Here is an 18,440-nt window from a genome sequence, read left to right as displayed (position 1 = left end):
TTTTTTTAGTTATCAATACAAAATTAAAAACAGAGCCTAAATTTTTTAGTTTTCTTATAGAATGATTATAATGAACGCAATTTAGCGATTTCATCTCTCAAACGCATAGCCTCTTCAAAATCCAAATTCTTCGCACACTCTCGCATTTTCTTATCTAATTCTTTGATGATTTTTTCTCTTTCACTTCTTGGCATTTTGTCCTTTTTCAAAGCTTTAGCAAGGGCGATTTTAGTTTCATCATCTCTTAATTTCAGCTCTGCCTCTAAAGTGCGGCTAACACTTTTTGGAGTGATATTGTGGAGTTTGTTAAACTCTTCTTGCTTGGTGCGTCTATAAGTAGTAATCTCAAAGGCTTTTTGCATGCTTATAGTGATTTTTTTAGCGTATAACAAAACCTTACCATTAGCATTTCTTGCAGCTCGCCCCATGGTTTGAATGAGGCTTGTTTCGCTTCTTAAAAACCCTTCTTTATCTGCGTCCATAATCGCTACTAAAGAAACTTCAGGTAAGTCTAGCCCTTCTCTTAAGAGATTAATCCCTATTAAAACATCAAATTCTTTAAGTCTTAAAGAGCGGATAATATGGTTTCTCTCAATCGCATCAATTTCACTATGCATATAACGCACTTTCAAGCCCCATTCAGCATAGTATTTACACAATTCTTCTGCCATTTTTTTAGTGAGTGTAGTAATAAGCACTCTTTCATCTCTCGCTACTACTAATTTGATTTCATCAAATAAATCTTGGACTTGTTTATCACTATCTCGCACCTCAAATTTAGGGTCTAAAAGCCCTGTAGGGCGAATGATTTGCTCTGCCACATTATTTTTAGAAAGCTCTAATTCTAGTTTATTAGGCGTAGCGGACACAAAAAGAAATTGACAATTCTTATTGATGAACTCATCGTATTTTAAAGGGCGGTTATCCAAAGCAGATGGCAATCTAAAGCCATATTCTACTAAAACACTTTTTCTACTCATATCCCCTGCATACATACCCCCAAATTGGGGCAAACTCACATGGCTTTCATCAACAATGACTAAAAACTCCCTATTAAAAATCCCCAAGTAATCAAACAAGCAAAAAGGGGTTTCGCCGGGCAATTTACCGGTAAAATGGCGTGCGTAATTTTCAATGCCCTTACACACACCTGTCGCACTAATCATTTCTAAATCATGTTCAGTGCGTTGCTTAAGGCGGTTGTATTCAATCATCTTATCTTGCTCTTTAAAAAATTTCAATCTTAAAGCTAGTTCATCTTCAATGCTTTTAATCGCTAAGTTTAATCTCTCACTCCCTACGGCAAACTGACTGGCTGCATAAAGCATAACAGAATCTAAACGCTTGATTTCATTCCTTTCTAGGGCATCAAACACTGCAATTCTCTCTATCTCATCGCCAAAAAATTCAATCCTAATAAACTCTGCATCATTATAAGCCGGAAAAATATCCACGCATTCACCTGTAGCTCTAAAGCTCCCCCTATCAAAAACCACTTCATTACGACTATAGCCCATTTCTACAAGCTTTAATAAAAAGCTCTTGTAGGCTCGTTTTTCGCCCACTTTGATTTTTTCCATAACTTTCAAATATTCTTCAGGGTTACCCAAACCATAATTAGCCGATACACTAGCAATCACTATCACATCATCATAACCTAGAAGTGAAGTGGTCGCACTCAATCTTAAACGCTCTAAATCATCATTAATAGAGCTGTCTTTTTCAATGAATAAATCTCTTCTGGGAATGTAGCTCTCAGGCTGGTAGTAATCAAAGTGGGAGATAAAATACTCCACCCTATTATGTGGAAAAAACGCCTTAAACTCGCTATAGAGCTGTGCACACAAGGTCTTATTATGACTCATTATCAAAGTGGGCTTATTGACTTTAGCGATGGTATTTGCCATCGTGTAAGTCTTACCACTTCCTGTAACGCCCACTAGAGTTTGGTATTGATTTTTAGCTTTTAGGCTTTTAGTAAGCTTTTCTATTGCTTGGGGCTGATCGCCAGCTGGTGCATAATGGCTTTTTAATTCAAATAAGGGCATAGTAAATCTTTCATTTAGGTTTTGTTATAATAATAGTTATTTTAAAATTATGAAAGGTTTAAACAATGGAATCTTTAAGTTTATTGGACAAATTGAATGCTAAAATTGATGAGTTAATTGAAAGAGCTAGGCGTCAAGAGGAGGAGTTGCACGAATTACGCACACAAAATACTACTTTAAACGCTCAAAATGAAGAAAAAACTTTGCAAATTGCGATTTTGTATGATGAATTGAGTGCCAAAGATAAGGGACTTCAAGATATTTGTGATAGATTGGAAAAAATGATGTCATGAGTGGCTCTTTTGAAGAGGAACACTTAAAAGAAACTTCTCAAGCTACGCTAAATGACTTGGAGGTGCATTATTTAGGTAAACGCTATAAAATCTCTTTGAATGAGACTTTTAGTGATGAGATGAAACTTGCCTTAAAAGAGCGTTTTCATAATAAGGAGTTAAATGTTTTAGAGCTTTTAAAGGATTATTTGCATGAAAGTTGTCAAAATGAGTATTTGCGTGATGAATTGCAAAAACTTTTAGAAAAAATCTCTTAATGTTCTATTACTTAGTCGCTCCTTTAAAAAATAAAACCCCCCCTTTAACCTACTCTTCTAAAGAGAGTTGTCAAAAAGGGGCGTTAGTTCATATCACTTTGAGAAATAAAACTATTCAAGGCGTTATTCTTAAAGAAGTCAAAAAACCTGCCTTTGAATGCCTAGCATTAGAAACAACCCCCTTTTTTTTACTCCCTACTCAAATCAGGCTCGCTGAATTTATCGCTCAATATTATTGCGCCAATCTCTCTTTAGTCTTAAGCCTTTTTACCCCTTTTAATGCATGCGATAGTGTGGAATTAGAAAAAATCACACCCACTCTCAATGTGTTGAGCGAAACTCAAATAAAAGCCTTAAAAGAATTAGAAAAGCATTCTGTAAGCTTGCTTTTTGGGGATACTGGTAGTGGAAAAACTGAAATTTATATGCACTTAATCGCTAAAACTTTAGAGCAAGAAAAAACCGCCCTATTACTTGTGCCAGAAATCGCACTCACTCCCCAAATGCAACAACGCCTTAAAGTTGCGTTTAAAGAAACTCTAGGCTTATGGCATAGCAAACTTACTAAAACTCAAAAAAAACAATTTTTAGAAAAACTCTACTCTCAACAAATAAGGCTCATTGTAGGCACACGAAGTGCGTTATTCTTACCCTTTAAAGAATTAGGCTTAGTTATTGTAGATGAAGAGCATGATTTTTCTTATAAATCTCAGCAAAGCCCTATGTATAACGCTAGAGATTTATGCCTATATCTAGCGAGTAAATTCCCTATTCAAGTTGTCTTAGGCTCTGCTACACCTAGCATTAATAGCTACAAACGCTTTAAAGATAAGGCTTTAATACGCCTAAAGGGTCGCCACACTCCCACACAAAAAAATATCATTTTTGAGAAAACGCAAGATTTTATTACCCCTAAACTCATAGAAACCTTACAGCAAGTCATAGACAAAAACGAGCAAGCCATTATTTTTGTGCCTACTAGGGCGGATTTTAAAACCTTAGCGTGTCAAAATTGCCATAAAAGCATTCAATGCCCCTTTTGTAGTGTGAATATGAGTTTGCATTTAAAAACTCATAAGCTTATGTGTCATTATTGCCATTTTGTAAGCCCTATCCCTAAGATTTGTAATGTGTGTCAAAGCGAAGTCTTAGTGGGTAAAAGAATAGGCACTATGCAAGTGTTTAAGGAATTAGAAAGCCTTTTAAAAGGGGCAAGAATGGCAATTTTAGATAGAGACCACACCAGCACACAAAAAAAACTTAATACTATTTTAAATGATTTTAACGCTCAAAAGACAAATATTCTAATTGGCACACAAATGATAAGCAAAGGGCATGATTATGCTAAAGTGAGTTTAGCGGTTATTTTAGGCATAGATAATATTATTAAATCTAGTAGTTATAGGGCTTTAGAAGAAGGCGTGTCGCTATTACATCAAATTGCTGGAAGAAGTGCGAGACAAATTTCTGGCTTAGTATTGATTCAAAGTGTAGAAGTGGATTTATTAAAAAATTTCTTAAATGATTATGAAGATTTTTTGCAATACGAGTTAAAAGAAAGATGCAAGCTCTACCCACCTTTTTTGCGGCTGTGTTTGCTAGAGTTTAAGCATAAAAACGAACAAAAAGCCCAAAAACTAAGCATAGAAGCTTCACAAATCCTTTCTTCGTGTTTAGAAAATGGCGTAACGCTTTCTCATATTAAAGCCCCTATTGAAAAAATCGCTTCGTCTTATCGCTATCTTATTTTATTGCGTTCTTCAAACCCCTTGAGCCTACTCAAAAGCGTGCATGCGTTTTTAAAAAACGCCCCCCATATTCCTTGTAGTGTGAATATGAACCCTATAGATATTTTTTAGGGCTTATTTTTTCTCGTTATTTTTTTCAAGGTGATGATGGTGCTTGTGAGGGCTTTTAGCCTCCTTATGTTTAGGGCTATCCTCTATGCCTTCATTCATCACATTCATTAAATCAGAACGAAATTCTAAAGATTTCTTAGAAAAAACTGGCTTAAAAGAGTTTTTAACTAAAGGCTTGGCATTCGCTTGAGGGACATGACATTGCGTGCAATTATACCTTGCATCGCTTACCCCACCATTTTTAATGGGCTTATTTTTACGCAAATCATACAAATGCGAATGCGGAACCGGTGTCGCACCCACAGTGCTAGCCACATCAGGGCTATGACAACCTAAACATGTATTATTCTCCTTAGTAATATTAGAAATCCCTTCAATATCATGAGGAATTAAGGGGGGAGCATTTTCGTAAGAGCGCTCAATCCTTTGGCTAGAACCCGGAGCGCTCTCGCTATAATGATAAGGCGAGAGTTTGACTTTTTTTTCATCTTCTAAAGGGGCTTTTCTTAACCCAAGACTCTCTTGAGAAATCCTTGTATCTTTTTGAACTTCTGCTTTATCCTTTGAGTGTGCCTCTTGTGCTAAAAACCACACCAAGCCAACTGCCACTAAAGCCCCAAAAGCCTTAGTTTTTGAACCATAACAAAAAAGATTTTTTTTCATAAGCTTTCCCTTGAAATTCTAGCTCACACTTAAGAGCCACCAATTAAAAACAAATTCCTAAAACCCAATACTCATTATTCTAACATAAATAAAAACACAAAGGTAAAGCCAACCAAAAACGATATAATAAAAACATCTTTTAAACAAGCAAATAAGGAGTTTTTATGAGAGTTCATTCAAAAGGTTTTGCCATTCACTCTAAAGATGGGCATTTTGAACCCTATGATTTTAGTCGTCATGCTATAGGGGCTAAAGATGTGTTGATTGACATTCATTATGCAGGAATTTGTCATAGCGATATTCATAGTGCTTATAGCGAATGGAAGGAAGGCATCTATCCTATGGTTCCCGGACATGAGATTGCTGGGGTGGTTAAAGAAGTAGGCAAGGAAGTTAAGAAATTTAAAGTGGGCGATGTGGTAGGTGTGGGCTGTTTTGTCAATTCATGTAAAACTTGCAAACCTTGCAAAGAACATCAAGAACAATTTTGTGCTAATCAAAAGACGGTGTTTACTTATGATTGCTTGGATTACTTCCATGATAATGAACCCCATATGGGCGGATACTCTAATAATATCGTTGTAGATGAAAATTATGTCATTAGCGTAGATAAAAACGCTCCCTTAGAGAAAGTAGCCCCCTTATTATGTGCGGGTATTACGACTTATTCGCCCTTAAAATTTTCTAAAGTTACTCAAGGCACAAAAGTTGGCGTAGCTGGATTTGGTGGTCTTGGCATGATGGCGGTTAAATATGCTGTAGCCATGGGAGCTGAAGTAAGTATCTTCGCAAGAAATGAAAATAAAAAGCAAGACGCTTTAAATATGGGGGCTCAACATTTCTATGCTAATCCTAAAGAATGTAAAGATGAGCTAGATTTTATTATTTCAACCATTCCTACTCACTACGATTTAAAAGACTATGTCAAACTCTTAAGCTATAATGGCGAATTAGCCCTTGTAGGACTTCCCCCTAGAGAAATTGCTCCCACGCTCAATGTCTTTGATTTTATTAATTTGGGTAATCGCAAGGTTTATGGCTCACTTATTGGAGGCATTAAAGAAACTCAAGAGATGATGGATTTTTCTATCAAGCATAATATTTACCCTGAAGTAGAAATGATTTTAGGAAAGAATATTGACACCGCCTATCACAACCTAACGCATGGTAAGGCGAAATTCCGCTATGTGATTGATATGAAAAAATCGTTTGCTTAGACCAATAACAATCTGTAACGCTTTTTAAGGGTTTTACCCCTCAAAAAGCAACGAATATTTGAATAATCGTTAGGAAATTTTTGCTAGAATTAAAAAATATTTAGATATTTAGATATTTAGATATTTAGATATTTAGATATTTAGATATTTAGATATTTAGATATTTTATCGTATTTGTATTATTTTAAGTAGTCAGTTAGATTATTGATGTTATTAAAATCAAGGAGTGTTAATGAGAAAATCTCTCTGTGCTTTAGCGTTTTTAGGTCTTAGTTCTGTAGGCTCTCTTAAAGCTGCTAGTTTTGTCTATGATTTAAAATTCATGAGCTTTACCTATAACTTAGCCGCCCCTAAATACAACCCTTATTGGGGTAGCATGATTAACATGAAAAATAGGCTCTTTATCCAAACCGGCGTGCAGTTTGATGACAAACGCCAATCAATCATGTTTGGAGCGTGGTTTATCCAAAATTTACATACACACTATAGCTACTTCCCCTATTCTTGGGGGGTTACGATGTATTATCAAGCCATTGGTAAGAATTTTAGAAGTTATGTAGGAATTGTGCCAAGAAGCTATCAGCATATCTATCCTTTGCAAGCTTTTAAAAAGCTCTTTTGGTTCAAAGACCCTACGATTAGAGGGGGGTTATTCCAATTTATGCCCGCTTATAACCCTAATCGTTGGTGGAATGGATGGGCAGAGTTTGTCATAGATTGGTTTGCAGGGCGTAATTGGAACAATCAGCCCAAAAAGAAAAATTACAATCTCAATAACATGCTCTATATGGCTGCTACTGAATGGTCATTCTTAAAGGGGTATTTGGGCTTTGGGGCTAATATTGTTGTTTTTCATAACAGCAATAACTACAGCATGGGTAGCAAATACCCCTATGATGGACATTCGCACTTGAATAAAGATGATGAAACGCCTCAATGGCCTAATGGCTATCCTTATTTTAGTGGCGAACCAGAAGGAGGCAAACCGGGCGAATACTCTAACCCAACCATTTTAGATAGGGTGTATTATAACGCCTATATTAAAACCGATTTAAAGAGACTTATGCCCTATATGGATAAAATCTTTTTTAAATTTGGAACTATGTCTAGCCAAACACGCTATTGCGTGCGTTCAGGCGTGAATTGTGGAGCGAATCATTTCTACAATAGCTTTGGCGGACAATTTGACTTTATGGCGCAATACAAAGGCTTTATTGTGGGGGATAAATACTATTTCTCAGACCACCCTCAAATGCACTTCTACCCTACTTATGGTCAAGCGCTCTATACCGGTTTGCCATGGTATAGCGCTCCTAACTTTGAGCGCTTTTATATGTCGCATGTGTATAAAAATGATTTTGTCGCAGTTAGATTCGATGCTTTCTTTAACTTCGTAGGAGGGGGTAATGGCTACAGCTTACATGGACATGGGCCATGGTATACTATGTATCAGCAGTTTGTTACTTTCAATATTGATACTAGAAACTTAATTGATTTTGTAAAAACTAGGATTCACCACTAGGAGTTAAAACGCTTTAAGCACACTCCTAAAAATTGTAGATATAATTTATATACATCACCGGTAAACGATGCCATAAAGTCGTAGCACTCAAGCCATTAATGGTTTGAGTTTTTGTGTTAGCAATAGTGGGAAATTTTAATCCCAAAGCGATTTCATTATGTCCAAGTCCAAAACGCATGCCCACATTTACAAGTAGTTGAAAAAGTGAGTTTTGTTGCCCTAAATTTTTAGCAATAATTCCATGCAAGGCATTTCCGGGTAAATAGGATGCCCCAGCAATTCCTAACCCAACTTCAACACCAAAAAAGTGTCTTTGAGTATTGATAAAATCCCACAAAGCACTAATCTCTAAACCATAAGTGGAAATATAGGACTTATAAGATGAAAAAGTTTGGTCATAAAACACACCATAACGCAAGCCTACATGCTCTAAATTTTTTCTTTGGGTTAAAAATTTTCCGCCCAACACCACGCCAAAACCATTGCCAGTCATATAATAAGAATCAGAAACAGACTTCGTGCTAAAGGAAGTGTTGATTGCACTAAGTTGATACCCCACCCCCAAATAAAAAGCACTTTTATCAGCCAATGGGGGTTTTTTTACCATATCTTTGAGGTCTTTAGCTTGACACTCCAATAGCAACGCTAAGCCTATGAACCCTCTATTTAACATCTTCAAACTTTCCAACATGAACCCCTTGATTTCATATTCTTTAATTATATAGAATTAACTTAAAAGCACCAACCACTACAGCAATAATAACAAAGTTTAAACCAAAGCAAAATTAAATTATTACAATAAGTCCTCTCTTTATAAAAATACCAACAAAATATAACTTCTTTTATTTACTTTTATTATTTTTAATATTATTCATTGTTTTTATTTTTTATATTTAAAAAATTCTTTTTAAAAACTCGGTATTTATCGCTATTGATTGAAAATTTTAAAAAATAAATTAAAGAAATTAAAAAACAAAAATTAAATCCTTGTTAAATATAACCCCAAATTCCTATAAAAATTCTTAAAAACCTATCATTGTAAGACAAATTAATAGTTTTTTCTTGTATAATCTAGTCGTTATATCACATACATTTTAAGAAGAAAAGCAAACTTTTCTATCACAATTACGCACAAGGAGACACACTATCATGCTTCAAATTAGATGGCATGCACGAGCTGGTCAAGGCGCTATCACAGGTGCTAAAGGACTAGCTGATGTAATTTCAAAAACGGGTAAAGAAGTGCAAGCATTTGCTTCCTATGGTTCAGCTAAAAGAGGGGCTGCTATGATGGCTTATAATCGTATTGACGATGAGCCTATTTTAAACCATGAGCGTTTTATGCAACCTGATTATGTTCTAGTGATTGACCCGGGGTTAGTTTTCATTGAAAATATCTTTGCTGATGAAAAAGAAGACACCACTTACATTATCACTAGCTATCTCTCTAAAGAAGAGTTGTTTGAAAAAAAACCTGAATTAAAAACTCGTAAGGTATTCTTAGTAGATTGTTTAAAAATCTCTATGGAAACTCTAAAACGCCCTATTCCTAATACTCCAATGCTAGGGGCTTTAATGAAAGTGTCTAATATGCTTGAAATTGAATCTTTTAAAGAGGCTTTTAGAAAGGTCTTAGGCAAAAAACTCGCACAAGAAGTCATTGATGCTAACATGCTCGCCATTCAAAGAGCTTATGAAGAAGTTCAATAAGGAGAATTGATGAAAAATTGGAACGAATTTGAAGCAGGAGCTGTGTTATTTCCCTTTGAGAACAACGCACAAAGCGAAGTAGAAAAACATAATGATGAAAGAAACTACACTAAAGAGAGTTATTTCACCACTTCAGTGGCTCATTGGCGTGTAGCAAAGCCTGTGCATAACAACAATATTTGCATTAATTGCTTTAATTGTTGGGTTTATTGCCCAGATGCTGCCATTCTTTCAAGAGAAGGCAAGTTAAAAGGCGTAGATTACACTCATTGCAAAGGTTGTGGCGTGTGCGTGAGTGTATGTCCTACTAACCCTAAATCACTATGGATGTTTGAAGAGCAAGAAGAGTTAGACACAGCACTAACTAAATGGCCAGCAAAACAAGAAAAGAAAAAATCATAAGGAAAAAATATGGCAAAAAATATTGAATTACAAGAAGTAGAAGTTTGGGATGGCAATATGGCTAGTTCTCACGCTCTAAGACAAGCTCAAATTGATGTCATTGCAGCCTATCCTATTACTCCATCAACTCCTATTGTGCAAAACTATGGCTCGTTTAAGGACAATGGCTACATTGATGGTGAATTTGTTTTAGTAGAATCAGAACATGCTGCAATGAGTGCATGTGTAGGTGCAGCTGCAGCTGGCGGAAGAGTAAGCACTGCGACTAGTTCTCAAGGTTTAGCGCTTATGGTAGAAGTTTTATATCAAGCTTCTGGTATGCGTTTGCCTATTGTTTTAAATTTGGTTAATCGTGCTTTAGCAGCCCCTTTAAATATCCATGGCGACCACTCTGATATGTATCTAAGTAGAGATGCAGGCTGGATAAATTTAAGCACTTGTAACCCTCAACAAGCTTATGATTTTACTCTAATGGCATTTAGAATTGCAGAACATCAAAATGTGCGTGTGCCAACCATTGTTAACCAAGATGGTTTTTTATGCTCACACACCGTGCAGAATGTTCGCCCCTTAAATGATGAAGTGGCTTATAAATTCATAGGCGAATACCAAACCAAACACTCACTTTTAGATTTTGATAGACCTGTAAGCTATGGTGCACAAGCTGAAGAAGAATGGCATTATGAGCATAAAGCCCAACTCCATCATGCGATTATGAGTGCTGATAAAGTGATTGAAGAAGTGTTTAATGATTTTGCTAAACTTACAGGTAGACAATATCATTTAACAGAAACTTTCCAAATTGAAGATGCTGAAGTGGCTATTTTTGCACTTGGCACTACTTATGAATCTGCTGTTGTAGCAGCTAAAGAAATGCGTAAAAAAGGCATTAAGGTTGGTGCAGCTACCGTTCATTCCTTACGCCCATTCCCTTATGAAAGATTAGGACAAGATTTAAAAAACCTTAAAGCTTTAGCTATCTTAGATAAAAGCTCTCCTGCAGGGGCTATGGGTGCAATGTTTAATGAAGTAACTTCTGCGGTATATCAAACCCAAGGGACTAAACGCCCTGTAGTGTCTAACTACATCTATGGACTAGGTGAAAGGGATATGACTATTGCAAATTTATGCGAGATTTTTGAAGAAATCAACGAAGACGCTCTTAAAGGCACACTCACTCATGCTACCCAACAATTCGTAGGCTTGCGTGGTCCTAAAATGAGCTTTTTTTAAGAAGGAAATATTATGGTAAAAGAAGTAAAAACACTTAAAGGGTTTAGCCAAAGTGCTGAAAAATTTGAAGGCTCACACCTACTTTGCCCGGGTTGTGGGCATGGTATTATTGTGCGTGAAGTTCTAAACGCTGTAGATGGGCCTATTGTTCTAGGAAACTCTACAGGTTGTTTAGAGGTATGCACCGCTGTGTATCCGCACACTTCATGGGATGTGCCTTGGATTCATATTGGTTTTGAAAACGGCTCTACAGCCATTGCAGGTGTAGAATCTATGTATAAAGCCCTAGCTAATAAAGGCAAATACAAGGGTCAAAGACCAAAATTTGTAGCCTTTGGGGGCGATGGCTCTAGCTATGATATTGGTTTTCAATTTATCAGTGGTTGCATGGAAAGAGGGCATGATATGACCTATATTTGCTTGGATAATGAAAACTATGCAAATACCGGCGGTCAAAGAAGTTCTTCTACGCCTATGGGAGCTAGCACTTCTACTACACCAGCTGGTTCAACTAGCTTTGGTAAAAAAGAAAAGAAAAAAGACATCGTAAGCATTATGGCAAGCCATGGCATTCCTTATGTAGCGCAACTTTCTCCTAATAAGTGGAAAGACATGAATAAAAAGATTAAGACCGCATTGGACACTGAAGGGCCTTGCTTTATCAATGCGCTTAGCCCATGCACGACTGAATGGAAATTTGAATCTAATCAAACCATTGAATTAGCAGATATGGCTGTAGATAGCTTGATGTTCCCTTTATTTGAAATCTTTAATGGTAGAGAGTTAAAAATCACTTATCGCCCAAGAAATATTATTTCTGTAAGGGATTATTTAGGAGCTCAAAAGCGTTTCAAACACCTTTTCAAAAAAGAAAACGAGCATATCATTGAAGAATTACAAAAAGATGTGAATGAACGATGGGAGTATTTACAACGCAGAGAAGAAGCTGGAGTATAACCCTATTCATTCTTTTTAAGCAAAACACTTTTTAAAGTGCTTTGTTTATTCTTTTAACCCCTTGACTTTTTAAACCCCTTTTAAGTAACATAAATACCATTTTGATTTAAGGACTTATTAATGCTAGAACGCTACGCAAATGAAGAAATGAAAGCCCTATGGAGTGAGCAGAGCAAATTTGAAGCTTATTTAGAAGTGGAAAAGGCTGTGGTTAGAGCGTGGAATAGATTAGGGCAAATTAGTGATAAAGATTGCGAAAAAATCTGTGCGAATGCGAAGTTTGAAATAGAGCGCATTAAAGAAATTGAAAAAACTACTAAACATGATTTAATCGCTTTCACTACTTGTGTGGCAGAGAGTTTAGGCGAAGAATCACGATTTTTACATTATGGCATTACTTCTAGTGATTGTATTGATACGGCTATGGCACTACTTATGACAAAAAGTTTAAAGCTCATTCAACAAGGCGTTAAAAATCTTTATGAAACGCTTAAAAATAAAGCCTTAGAGCATAAAGACACTTTAATGATAGGCAGAAGTCATGGGATTTTTGGCGAACCCATTACTTTTGGCTTAGTCCTAGCTCTTTGGGCAGATGAAATCAAACGCCATTGTAAAGCCTTAGATTTGACTATGGAGTTTATTAATGTGGGAGCCATTAGTGGGGCTATGGGGAATTTTGCTCACGCCCCTTTAGAATTAGAAGAATTAACTTGTGAATTTTTAGGCTTAAAGCCTGTGAACATTAGCAACCAAGTGATTCAAAGAGACCGCTATGCACGCCTTGCTTGTGATTTGGCCCTTTTAGCGAGTAGCTGTGAAAAAATTGCTGTGAATATCCGCCATTTACAACGAAGTGAAGTGCAAGAAGCTGAAGAATATTTTTCAATGGGGCAAAAAGGAAGTTCTGCTATGCCGCATAAAAGAAATCCGGTGCTAAGTGAGAATATCACAGGGCTTTGTAGGGTAATTCGCTCTTTTACTACCCCTATGCTAGAAAATGTAGCCCTTTGGCATGAGAGAGATATTAGCCATAGCTCAGTAGAAAGATTTGCTTTGCCAGATATGTTTATCACAAGCGATTTTATGCTTAGTCGTTTAAATAGTGTAATTAAAAACTTGGTTGTCTATCCAAAAAATATGCTTAAAAATTTAATCTCAAGTGGGGGGTTAATTTTTTCACAACGAGTATTATTAGAATTGCCTAAAAAAGGTTTGAGTAGAGAAGAAAGCTATAAAATCGTTCAAGAAAATGCGATGAAAGTATGGGAAATTTTACAGCAAGGCGAACAAAAAAACACTGATGAAAACTTGTTTTTAAACGCCTTATTAAATGATGAACGCTTGAAAAAATATTTGAGTGAAAGCGAGATTAAAGCATGTTTTGATTATAGCTACTACACTAAGAATATCAATGCGATTTTTAAAAGGGTGTTTGGATAATTTATCAAAACATCTTATCAAACCTATGTAAGCATTGATTGTAAAACGATAACCATATTTAGTGATGCATTTATGATTAAAACATTATATTATAAAATTTTTAACATCAAATATATTTAAAATAATTTTGATACAATATTAAATCTGTAAAAAATCTCTACTCTGTTTAAGGAAGTTGTTAATGAAATTTATTCGTAAAACATTAATAAAATGCTATAAAAGATTTATGCTTGTTGTTATGAGCGACAAGCTCTTACGAAAACTTATTCCTATAAATCATTGGATAACCTTAATCACTATATCAATCATGCATTGCCCAGAAAGCAAGGCATTAAAATAAAATATATAAGAATTTTTAATAATAAAAAACATAAAGTAATGCTTATATGGCGTTGGTGCTTAGTTGTCATTAAGAGTTCATTTTATAATCTAAACCAATTATCTCGCAACTAATTAGAATTAATTACAAATATTGGTGTAATCCCTAGTTTTAGTCAAAGCTATCAATCAAATAATTTTTAGCATGTTCTTTTAACTCAAGCTAGAAATATAACCAAATCTTATACCAACTTTAATTAAAGGTTGCTATAAGATAAGCCGATTTTACTTGCTAAATTTATGGTAATACTCGCCCTTATCAGTGATAATTTTAACTTCCAATAATTGCTTGGGCTTACAATCTAGGCGATAAAAAATCTGTTGGGAATATTTTAACTTATGGTTAAAAAGCTCTTCCTTTTTAAACTTATCGCCTAATTTAGGTTCAACCTTTTTAGTGGCTTTACATGAATTTCCCCTATTAACAATAAGATTTTTGATTACAATAGGTTCATCATTCATAGAAGTGATACTTAAAAGGCTAGAATCAGTCATTTTTCCTACAAGCTTTCCACCAGTCGCTTGATAATCTAGTTTGAAATTCAAATCCTTTGCCCCTAAATGAATACCACTTATGATTAGCAAGCTTAAACACGCTTTTTTTAACATTTAAAATCCTTTCAACAAATAATCTTTAAGCGTATTATAGTCAAATTCTATATATCAATTCTAAGCGTTTTTAATTGTGATTAGTTTTTGACCGAGCTTAAATTGCATGCTATCCATTCAAACAAATATAGAAAATTGATTTCTGCTTGTTTGCTTATTACATCTTGGTTGTTAAGTGGGTATTGATAGCGTTTGTTATTGAGCTTGTGGCTGACCATATAAAGCTTATTTTTAAAAGCTATTGCTAATTCTCTATTCTTACTTTCTAGAGAATATTCTTGCTTGTCTTCATCGCTAAATAAATCTTCAATTTGTTTGAAATTTTCATTGCATTGTGAGAGTTGTAAAATTTTGATAGGATATTCTAACTCTTTATTAGCTTGTTTAAAATCTTCACTCGGTTCATCATCTTCTTTATCTTTTCTGTCATCATCTATTAAGACAATAGGGTTGCTATCTAGTTCGCAAAGTTTATCAATAGTTGTTTCCATATTTTGTGTGTTATTTTTAAGTCCAGAAATTGGCAAGAAAGTAATGTTGATAGGGTCTTTTTTAAACTTATCAACATGCTTATTGAAATACAATTTAAAGGCACTTAAGTAACAATAATCTGTAATGCCTTCTACAAAGATAATCTTATTTTTCATATGATTATAAAAAACATGTTGACCTACGCCCAAAGAGCGTTTGATTTTATCTAAAGCATCAGAGTTTTTACTCGCATTGTTTAGAGAATAGTTAAATTCATTGTGAATGACTGAGCCGTTTGTTCGCCTTTCTACAATTCTTATTTCATCTAAATGGTTAGTATCCACTAAAAAGGGGTCATGAGTAGCTAAAACAAAGGTAATGCCCCTTTTTTTGCCATATCGTCTCAAACGCTCTCTAAATTCTTGTCTAGCTGGCACGCTTAAGCTAGTGGCTGGTTCGTCCATAACCACAATGTTATTATTATCATAAGAGATATTTTTTTCAAGCTCTCTATCTACTCCTTTTTTGTGGTATTTATAGGGATATAAAAAATTAAAAAACAAGTTAAAAAACCATTGAAACCCTGTGCTTTGTTTATCAAGCTCTAAATACTCATTGTCTCTTTTAATTCTTATATGTAGAAAACGCTGTTTTTTCAAACGAAATTCAAAAATATATCTGTGTTCATCATTGGGGTTAATGCAATAGCTTTCATTAAATTCTTTGCTGATTTTTTCGCCCATTTTCTTTAATTCTTTTTTCAATTCGTATAGGAGGTTTGTTTTTTTACAAAATAAGAATTTTTCTGAAGAATCATAAAAATTAAAAACAATAGTCTTACATTTTTTATTTAAAAATATCTTAATCTTACTTGCTTGACTTCCTTGATTGCACTCTATGTTCTTAAGATAAGAAACATGCCAATCATTAGGGCTTTCTAAAACCCCAAATTCATTCATGGATTTTTCTTGCAAATCTATTCTTAATCCCTTTGTTTTTTCAAAAAAACTTATTTGCATTTTATTATTATCTATCTTAAAATTGATTGTCCCATGCCAAACTTCTTCTAGTTTAGAATTTAGCTCTTCAAAAGAGTTACCCCTTTTATCAAGTAGTAAAACAGATAACGATGTATCCAAAATTTTAAAAATAAAATTATAAATAAGGCTTGTCTCTATCTCATACCACTCGCACATAACATGCCATATCCCATTCCAATCTTTTTTCTCTGTAGAACCCTTTAATATATCTATATACAAATCTTTATCTTGAAGCTCAAAAGGATTGTCGCAATCAATGATTTTGGGTAAATAGTCAAACAAGAAAGCCCACTCATAGTCAAGTGAAAGATGTTTTTCAATAGAATTTTCATTAGATTTTTTGTAATTTATTTTCTGTATGGCTATTTTATTGTTTTGTTCTTTGGATTTTTTTCTCATCTTTTCTAATGTTTCACAAACTTTATTTTCATCAAAACGCTCTATCATTTTTGACAAGCTATATTCCTTGAAGGTCAAGCAAATGTGTAATAAAAGGGCTTTTTTTAGATTCTTATACGCCACTTTTGCTTTTCTCTTATCTTTTTTGCGTTCTATTGGCATTATGTATTTTCTGAGAAAAATCTCGTTTAATCTTAAGGTTTTTTCATACTGATTAAAGAAGTTATGCCAAGAGTTTTCAAGCTCTTGGCAATATTTATTATGACTTAGACTATCATCAGCACAAGGCAATAATGTTTCTAGGGATTCTCTAATAGATTGTATAAAATGATTATCAAAATTTTTTGGCGAATACAAAAGCAATTCTTCTTTAATTTTTTCAAAATTTTTTGGCGAATATTTTAATGGTATTTTTGCATTTTCGTTGCTTGCTTTATAAGTCTTCATATGATTTTCAAACGGATAAAAGCTCATCTCAAATGCTTGTTTATTTGCTTGATTTTCTTTGAGTTCTACCCAAGAAAGTGTTTCAAGTTGTTGGTTATTTTCAATCGTGGTAATAAGACTTAGCGTAGCTTTTTCTTTGGCTTGTTTTTCATAATCTTCACATAGATAATTAGTTTCATCATTGAAAGCTTTCAACCCTTCTAGCACATTGCTTTTACCCACATTATTTTCCCCCACTAAAATCACTAACCCCCCATGCTTAATCTCATCAAAATCTACATTTAAGAGCAATTCTGTAGGTAAGTCCTTACCCAAATTCCTAAAATGGTGCAACCTCAAAATACGCTTATGAAGTTTCATGTTTATTCCTTAAAAATTTTTTAAATATAAAACATGCTACACAACAATATTAAATTGATTTGTCTGGTAAAAACTAAAAGCGCCTTTAAATTTTTAAGAATAGTTGGGATAGATAGGGTTAAATCATTCATTAATAAAACTCATTAAGTTAAAGGTTCTCCTATTAAGTAGGAGTTTTCCTTTAAGATAAATCGTTTTTATTTTTTCTTGAGTTCGTTTTCAATAAGCGTGATTTCTTTATCGTTTAAATTATAGAGTTGATAGACTAATTTATCAATCTCTTGCTCTAAAATTGTTGTGTCTTTGTTTGTTTGTTTGTCTTTTAAAATCTGTTCCACACAATCGGTGATTTTTTTAACACATTCTTGGTTTTCTTCTGTGATTTTAGGAATGGGTAGGCGTTCTATAAAGGCTTTTTTATAGCGATAACCTCTTTCTCCAAGTCCTCCCCCAGCATAGAAAGTTTTAAAAATATAAGCAATAAAAGAAGTATTCAATAAGGCAATAAGATACCTAAGATTACACCCTGTCAAAACAAAGCTTGTTGCTTCCATATAAAAATGCTCGTTGGTATCCAAATAAAATTGTGGCTCACTCACGATTTCACTATACACAATTTTTTCTTTTTCAAACTCTCCCACATACGCACAATTCCTTAGATTATAGGGGGTGTTGCCCTTATCGGTGCGTTTTTCTAATAATTTATAATGTTGGTCTAAATAGGCTTTTAGGCTTGGGTAATTTTCAATATCTATGGGTGGCACTTTCACGCCATTATGCGTGTAACCATTATGCGTGTGTATCAAATAAAGATTATCCCACTCATACTTATACCTTTTAATATCTCTCCCCCTTAAGACTTTTTTAATCAATGTATCGGTGTTAGCCCTTTCATTTTCACTCTTACATGCGTTTAAAATCCTTGCTCGTGTTTTTTCATCAATAATAAAAGCAACATTAAATCCTGTCTTTATGCCGTAGTTGATTTGTATGTCCCATTCTTTTAAAGGCGTTGCTGATTTTTCAATCTTAGCTTTTAAATTTAAAAGCGAATGGTTAGCAAAAATAAAGCTTTCAGCACTTAATGAACTTTGTTGTATCCATTGATAAGGGGCGTTTTTTAAATCATTAT

The 18,440-nt window shown here is 34.4% G+C and carries 16 protein-coding genes; 10 read left to right on the top strand and 6 right to left on the bottom strand.

What is annotated here, in order from left to right:
* Nucleotides 1-65 precede the first annotated feature (65 nt).
* On the bottom strand, nucleotides 66-2,048 hold the full coding sequence (gene uvrB, locus C6H25_RS08075) for an excinuclease ABC subunit UvrB (RefSeq protein ID WP_104748915.1): 1,983 nt from the start codon (nucleotides 2,046-2,048) through the stop codon (nucleotides 66-68).
* A 65-nt stretch (nucleotides 2,049-2,113) separates the two neighbouring features.
* Between uvrB and C6H25_RS08070 the strand changes: the two genes are divergently transcribed.
* The 3 genes from C6H25_RS08070 to C6H25_RS08060 are packed head-to-tail and all read left to right on the top strand — an operon-like array spanning nucleotide 2,114 to nucleotide 4,457.
* Nucleotides 2,114-2,341: a DUF904 domain-containing protein gene (locus C6H25_RS08070; protein WP_104748914.1), complete on the top strand. Its 228-nt coding sequence runs from the start codon at nucleotides 2,114-2,116 to the stop codon at nucleotides 2,339-2,341.
* Complete coding sequence (locus C6H25_RS08065) at nucleotides 2,338-2,598, top strand: hypothetical protein (RefSeq protein ID WP_104748913.1); 261 nt, start codon at nucleotides 2,338-2,340, stop codon at nucleotides 2,596-2,598. Before C6H25_RS08070 ends, C6H25_RS08065 begins: the two co-directional genes overlap by 4 nt.
* Nucleotides 2,598-4,457 carry a primosomal protein N' gene (locus C6H25_RS08060; protein ID WP_104748912.1) on the top strand — a complete coding sequence of 620 codons (1,860 nt, stop codon included), beginning with the start codon at nucleotides 2,598-2,600 and terminating at the stop codon, nucleotides 4,455-4,457. The genes C6H25_RS08065 and C6H25_RS08060 overlap by 1 nt, the downstream gene beginning before the upstream one ends.
* 3 nt (nucleotides 4,458-4,460) lie before the next feature.
* Here C6H25_RS08060 and C6H25_RS08055 read toward each other — a convergent pair whose 3' ends face one another.
* On the bottom strand, nucleotides 4,461-5,120 hold the full coding sequence (locus C6H25_RS08055) for a nitrate reductase cytochrome c-type subunit (protein ID WP_104748911.1): 660 nt from the start codon (nucleotides 5,118-5,120) through the stop codon (nucleotides 4,461-4,463).
* Nucleotides 5,121-5,284: 164 nt separating this feature from the next.
* Between C6H25_RS08055 and C6H25_RS08050 the strand changes: the two genes are divergently transcribed.
* Nucleotides 5,285-6,337 carry an NAD(P)-dependent alcohol dehydrogenase gene (locus C6H25_RS08050; protein ID WP_104748910.1) on the top strand — a complete coding sequence of 351 codons (1,053 nt, stop codon included), beginning with the start codon at nucleotides 5,285-5,287 and terminating at the stop codon, nucleotides 6,335-6,337.
* Nucleotides 6,338-6,569: 232 nt separating this feature from the next.
* Nucleotides 6,570-7,859, top strand: a complete 1,290-nt coding sequence (locus C6H25_RS08045) for a hypothetical protein (protein ID WP_104748909.1) — start codon at nucleotides 6,570-6,572, stop codon at nucleotides 7,857-7,859.
* Between the two features lie 25 nt (nucleotides 7,860-7,884).
* Here C6H25_RS08045 and C6H25_RS08040 read toward each other — a convergent pair whose 3' ends face one another.
* Nucleotides 7,885-8,550 (bottom strand): outer membrane protein, encoded by a 666-nt coding sequence (locus C6H25_RS08040; RefSeq protein ID WP_104748908.1) that lies wholly within the window; start codon nucleotides 8,548-8,550, stop codon nucleotides 7,885-7,887.
* A 458-nt stretch (nucleotides 8,551-9,008) separates the two neighbouring features.
* On the opposite strand from C6H25_RS08040, the gene C6H25_RS08035 reads away from it, so the two are divergent.
* From C6H25_RS08035 to purB, 5 genes are all read left to right on the top strand, one after another.
* Nucleotides 9,009-9,569, top strand: a complete 561-nt coding sequence (locus C6H25_RS08035; protein WP_104748907.1) for a pyruvate flavodoxin oxidoreductase subunit gamma — start codon at nucleotides 9,009-9,011, stop codon at nucleotides 9,567-9,569.
* 9 nt (nucleotides 9,570-9,578) lie between these two features.
* Complete coding sequence (locus tag C6H25_RS08030) at nucleotides 9,579-9,971, top strand: 4Fe-4S dicluster-binding protein (protein ID WP_104748906.1); 393 nt, start codon at nucleotides 9,579-9,581, stop codon at nucleotides 9,969-9,971.
* Nucleotides 9,972-9,980: 9 nt separating this feature from the next.
* Nucleotides 9,981-11,204: a 2-oxoacid:ferredoxin oxidoreductase subunit alpha gene (locus tag C6H25_RS08025; protein WP_104748905.1), complete on the top strand. Its 1,224-nt coding sequence runs from the start codon at nucleotides 9,981-9,983 to the stop codon at nucleotides 11,202-11,204.
* Between the two features lie 12 nt (nucleotides 11,205-11,216).
* Nucleotides 11,217-12,161, top strand: a complete 945-nt coding sequence (locus tag C6H25_RS08020) for a thiamine pyrophosphate-dependent enzyme (RefSeq protein ID WP_104748904.1) — start codon at nucleotides 11,217-11,219, stop codon at nucleotides 12,159-12,161.
* A gap of 120 nt (nucleotides 12,162-12,281) precedes the next feature.
* Entirely contained in the window at nucleotides 12,282-13,604 is a 1,323-nt protein-coding gene (gene purB / locus C6H25_RS08015) for an adenylosuccinate lyase (protein ID WP_104748903.1), read from the top strand.
* Between the two features lie 603 nt (nucleotides 13,605-14,207).
* Here the strand turns inward: purB and C6H25_RS08010 are convergent.
* The 3 genes from C6H25_RS08010 to C6H25_RS08000 form a co-directional block, all read right to left on the bottom strand.
* Nucleotides 14,208-14,591, bottom strand: coding sequence for a hypothetical protein (locus C6H25_RS08010; protein ID WP_104748902.1), 384 nt, complete (start codon nucleotides 14,589-14,591; stop codon nucleotides 14,208-14,210).
* 80 nt (nucleotides 14,592-14,671) lie between these two features.
* Entirely contained in the window at nucleotides 14,672-17,308 is a 2,637-nt protein-coding gene (locus C6H25_RS08005; protein WP_104748901.1) for a hypothetical protein, read from the bottom strand.
* Between the two features lie 197 nt (nucleotides 17,309-17,505).
* Nucleotides 17,506-18,440: class I SAM-dependent DNA methyltransferase (locus tag C6H25_RS08000; protein WP_199768961.1), on the bottom strand; the 935-nt coding region annotated here is incomplete at its 5' end.

It is taken from the genome of Helicobacter cetorum (genome assembly GCF_900198405.1).
Lineage (GTDB): Bacteria > Campylobacterota > Campylobacteria > Campylobacterales > Helicobacteraceae > Helicobacter > Helicobacter cetorum_C.
Note: the sequence above shows the minus strand (reverse complement) of the source record. Positions and strands in the feature narration are given on the sequence as shown.